Source organism: Planomonospora algeriensis (assembly GCF_977012225.1).
In genome coordinates, this window is the sequence record NZ_CDRNDK010000479.1 from 1 (window position 1) to 4,581 (window position 4,581).

The 4,581-nt window shown below is 71.4% G+C and carries 4 protein-coding genes; 3 read left to right on the forward strand and 1 reads right to left on the reverse strand.

The genetic code is table 11. The features are described 5' to 3' along the window. Positions 1-186 precede the first annotated feature (186 nt). The 3 genes from ACWJ6R_RS30680 to ACWJ6R_RS30690 all read left to right on the forward strand — a co-directional run bounded on the left by ACWJ6R_RS30680 (position 187) and on the right by ACWJ6R_RS30690 (position 3,324). Positions 187-1,122 (forward strand): DUF885 family protein, encoded by a 936-nt coding sequence (locus tag ACWJ6R_RS30680; protein WP_449065568.1) that lies wholly within the window; start codon positions 187-189, stop codon positions 1,120-1,122. Positions 1,123-1,483: 361 nt separating this feature from the next. After that, entirely contained in the window at positions 1,484-2,470 is a 987-nt protein-coding gene (locus ACWJ6R_RS30685) for a fatty acid desaturase (protein ID WP_449065569.1), read from the forward strand. Then, the gene (locus tag ACWJ6R_RS30690) at positions 2,467-3,324 is read left to right on the forward strand and encodes a class I SAM-dependent methyltransferase (RefSeq protein WP_449065570.1); all 858 of its coding nucleotides are present in this window, start codon (positions 2,467-2,469) and stop codon (positions 3,322-3,324) included. The genes ACWJ6R_RS30685 and ACWJ6R_RS30690 overlap by 4 nt, the downstream gene beginning before the upstream one ends. 286 nt (positions 3,325-3,610) lie before the next feature. Here ACWJ6R_RS30690 and ACWJ6R_RS30695 read toward each other — a convergent pair. Continuing rightward, on the reverse strand, positions 3,611-4,581 hold a 971-nt coding region (locus ACWJ6R_RS30695; protein WP_449065571.1), incomplete at its 5' end, for a response regulator.

The following is a 4,581-nucleotide window of genomic DNA, read 5'->3' on the forward strand; positions in this document are numbered from 1 at the left end:
CGCCGGTCGCCACCGCGCTGCTCGGCACCGTCCGAGGCCTGGCCGCCGGGGTGCCGCGGGACGGCGTCGACGACGCCGTGCGGGAGGCGGCGCTCAAGGCGCACGCCCGCCTGGTCGAGCACGTCGAGGAGGCGCGCGCGCCGGAGACCCCGACGCCTCCCTCGGGCCGACGGCCTGGCCCGGCTGATGGGCGCGGGCGAGGGGCTCACGGTGGACCTGGGCCGGCTCGCCGAACGGGCCGACGCCGAGCGCGACCGGCTGATGGCGCGGCTGGCCGAGTCGTGCGCGAAGCTGGGCCGCGGAGACCGGCCGCCGCTGGACGTCTGCCGCGAGCTGGTCCGCGACCACCCCGGCATCGACGGTGTGATCGACGCCGCCCGGGAGGGCACCGAGCGGGCGATCGCCTTCACCCGGGAGAAGGACCTGGTGCCCTACCACGACGGCGAGTGCCTGGTCGGCCTGGCGCCCGAGTCCCGCCGCTGGGCCATGGCGATGATCAGCTGGGCCGCGCCCGGCGAGCCCGAGAGCCCGTCCTGGTACTACATCACCCCGCCCGAGCCCACCTGGCCGGAGCAGGAGATCGAGGAGTGGCTGGAGGTCTTCAGCGCCACCACGCTGCCCGCGATCAACGTGCACGAGGTCGCTCCCGGGCACTTCTCGCACGGCCGGGCCCTGCGCCACGCGTCCTCCGACGTGCGCCGGACGCTGATGTCGCTGGCGTTCTGCGAGGGCTGGGCCCATTACGCCGAGGAGCTCTGCGTCGAGGAGGGCTTCGCCCCGGACGACCCGCGCTTCGAGATCGGCGTCTGGCTGGAGGCACTGATCCGGGTGACCCGGCTGGCCTGCGCGATCGGCGTGCACACCGGCGCGATGACGGTCGAGGAGGGCGCGCGCCGCTTCGAGGCCGACACCCACCTGGCCGGCCCGGCCGCGCTCTCGGAGGCCCGGCGGGCCACCTTCGACCCGACCTACGGCCGCTACACCTGGGGCAAGCTGGAGATCCTCGACCTGCGTGAGCGGGCCAGGGCGGAGTGGGGCGCGGGCTTCACGCTCAAGCGCTTCCACACCGCGATGCTGGACCTCGGCTCCCCGCCCCTGGGCCTCCTCGGCCGCGCGCTCTGAGGCCTGGCCCGCCGGTCCGAGGCATGAGCCCGGGCAGCACGGTCCGAAGAGATCGATCGGACCGTGCTCGTCCGGCCTGCGGCGCCTTTCCGCACGGAGTGCGGGCCTCTCCGGTCAGGTGAGGATCCTTCCTCTGAACGGCCGAAAAGTTTCACCACGCGGGGTTGAAACGACCCGATCGCATGCACGGTGGAATCATATTTACATAATGGAGCATGTCGTCCGGTCGGCGACGATCCCCTGCCGATTCGCATTGTCGGCGCATATGACACGCGTTCGCATGGACAAAAAATTACTCTGATAATCCAGGCGAATCATGGCGGTGTCATATAGTGGCGAAGTCTCATTGGGGGGAGTGGGAATGTCAACCGACGCGGCACCTCTGGATATCGGCACCGTTCGTCACTCGACTCTGGTCGATTCCTTCGGGCGGCGATATGTCGATTTTCGTCGAGGTCTGACGCCCCGCTGGGGTGTGGTCTGGATGAGCCTCCTCGCGGGGCACGCCGGTCTCGTGCTGAGCGCCACCGCCGTCGTCCTGCTGCAGGGGGCGGTGTCCGGGACCGCCGCGGCGGTCGGGATCACCCTCTCCGGCGGCATCGTGTTCGGCCTGTGCCTGCACTACCTGACGACCTTCCTGCACGAGGGCGCGCACTACAATCTGGCGCCGGGCCGACGCGCCAGCGACAGGCTGGCCAACGCCCTGATCGGGGTCCTCGTGGGGATGGACGTCAGGGTGTACCGGAAGGTGCATTTCGATCATCACCGCTATCTGGGCACGACGCGTGATCCCGAACGCAGTTACTTCGCCCCGCTCGACCTTCGTTTCCTCGCCGAAGGACTGACGGCGGTCCGCCTGTTCCGGGCTCTGCAGCACTACCGGCGGCTGATAAGGAGCAAGTCCGGGGCGGAGGCGAACGGATCCGGGCCGGTGGACCGGGTGCTCCCCGTCGCAGCCCTGGTCAACGCCTCGATGGTCGGCTGCGCCCTGTGGGCGGAAGCCGTTCCGCTGGCCGTGGCCTGGACGATCGGCCAACTGGTCGTCCTTCCGCTGATCAACACGGTCCGCCAGGTGCTCGAGCATCGCAGCGAGTTCGCCGACGACGCGGCCGACTACACACAGGTCCCCCACGGGCCGGTGAACCGGCTCTTCGGCGACGGCGCGGCGGCGAGGGTCATCGGTTCGGCCGGGTTCAACCGCCACCTGCTTCATCACTGGGATCCCAGCGTCTCCTTCACCCGCCTCCGGGAGGTGGAGGAATTCCTCATGAACACCGAGATCGCGCCCCTCCTGCGGAGCAGGCAGACCACCTATTACCGCACGTGGCGGCAATTGGAGCGGATATGACCGAGCACATCGTCGGCCGCACGCCCCTGAACGAGGAGGGCGCCGCTCCGGCCCTGCGCTGTCCGGCTTGCGGAGGCACCGCGTCGCAGCCGTGGGCGCGGGCGCGGGACGTGGAATACCACACCAGCGGCGACGAGTTCGGATATCACCGCTGTCTGGGCTGCGGAGTCCTGTTCATCGACCCCCTGCCGGTCGACCGGCTCTCGGAGATCTATCCGGCGAACTACTACGCCTACGCCTCCGCCGAGCAGTCGTTCGTGCACCGGATCAAGGATCGGCTCGACTCCCTGCGGCTGCGGCGCATCCTGTCCAAACTGGCCGGCGACGACCTGCGGGTCCTCGATGTGGGCGGTGGTGACGGCTGGCAGCTCGACGTGATCCGCGCGATCGACTCCCGCGTCACGTTCACGCAGGTCGTCGACCTCGATCCGGATGCCCAGGCGCGCGCCGTCGCCCGGGGGCACCGCTACTTCTGCGGGCGGGTGGAGGAGTTCTCCACCCACGAGCGGTTCGACCTCATCCTGCTGATCAACCTGATCGAGCATGTCAGCGATCCCCGCGCGGTACTGGAGACACTCCGCCGGCATCTGACCCCCCAGGGGTCCATCCTGATCAAAACCCCGAACACCGACAGCCTGGACGCACGCCTGTTCCGGCATCGCAACTGGGGCGGCTATCACTGCCCCAGGCACTGGGTGCTGTTCGACCGGCACAACCTCACCCGCCTCGCCGGCGAGTGCGGACTCGCCGTACGCGCGTTCTCCTATACGCAGGGAGCCCCTTTCTGGGGGGTCAGCCTGCTGGCCGCCGCGGCCGCCGGGGGTGGGTACGGGTGTCCGCCGAGCGGCCGGTGACACGGCACCCGCTGTTCCCACCGCTGGCCGCGGCCTTCGCGGCCTTCGACCTTCTCCGGGCGATGTTGCGGGGACGGCCCTCGCAGATGTTCCTCGAACTGGTCCCCGCCTCGCCAACCGGGGCTCAGGACGCCTCACGGTGAAGCCGGCCGCGGAAGGCGCCCGGAAGACGTCCGGAAGGATTCCGGGCGGGGAGCTTCCAGGCACCGTCCACCGGCTGTGACGAGCGTCCGTACCGGGACGGCGGCGGTCCCGGTCACCCGGCTCCGGGTCCGCCGGTCCGCCGTCACCATCCGGCGTTCTGCGCGGGCACCAGCGTGGCGACCAGCGCGCGGGAGGTGGCGTCGGCCTGGCGGGCCACGGCGCAGGCCAGTGCCGTGGCGGTGTCGGCGTCGCCGGCGTTGGCGGCCTCCTCCAGGGTGGTGCAGGTCGCCGAGAGCCGCCGCCCGGCGAAGGCGGCGCTGCTGCCCCGCAGCTTGTGGGCGAGCCGGGCCAGCTCCTCCAGGTCTCTGCGGTCGGCCGCGTCGACGATGGCGGCGGTGGCCGCCGAGGAGTTGTGCAGATAGGACGGGAGGAACTTCTCGGTGAGCTTGGGCCCGATGTCGCGCAGTTCGTCGAGCACGTCCGGGTCGAGCAGTTCCTCGGCGGCGGGGATTCCGGTCGTGGCGGCCGGGACCTCCGGCTCCGCGGCGGCGCCGTGTCCTGCCCCGGCGGTCGCCGTCCCCGGTTCTCCGGAGTCGGCGGCCGTATCGCCGGTACGGCCGGCCAGCGCCGTGCGCAGGGCGGCGTCGAGCTGCTGCCTGCGCAGCGGCTTGGCGAGGAACGCGTCCATGCCGGCCGCCAGGCAGCGCTGCTCGTCGGAGGCCAGGGCGGAGGCGGTCAGCGCGATGATCGGGACGGCGCTCAGTGGGGCGGGCAGCAACCGGATCCGCTCGGTGGCCTGGTAGCCGTCCAGACGCGGCATCTGGCAGTCCATGAGCACGGCGTCGTAGCGGCCCGCCCGCAGCAGGCGCAGCGCCTCCTCGCCGTCCCCGGCGACGTCGGCGGCGTAGCCGAGGCCCGCGAGCATCTCCACGACGACCTGCTGGTTGACCTCGTTGTCCTCGGCCACCAGGACCCGGACGCCGGTCCCGCCCGCGCCGCCCGCCGCGGACGGCGCGTCCCCTGCGGAGGACACGCCCGTCACGGACGGCGCACCCATCAAGGACGGCTCGTACGGCGCGGCGTCCGGAGCCGTTCCCCGGCTCCGGTCCGGGA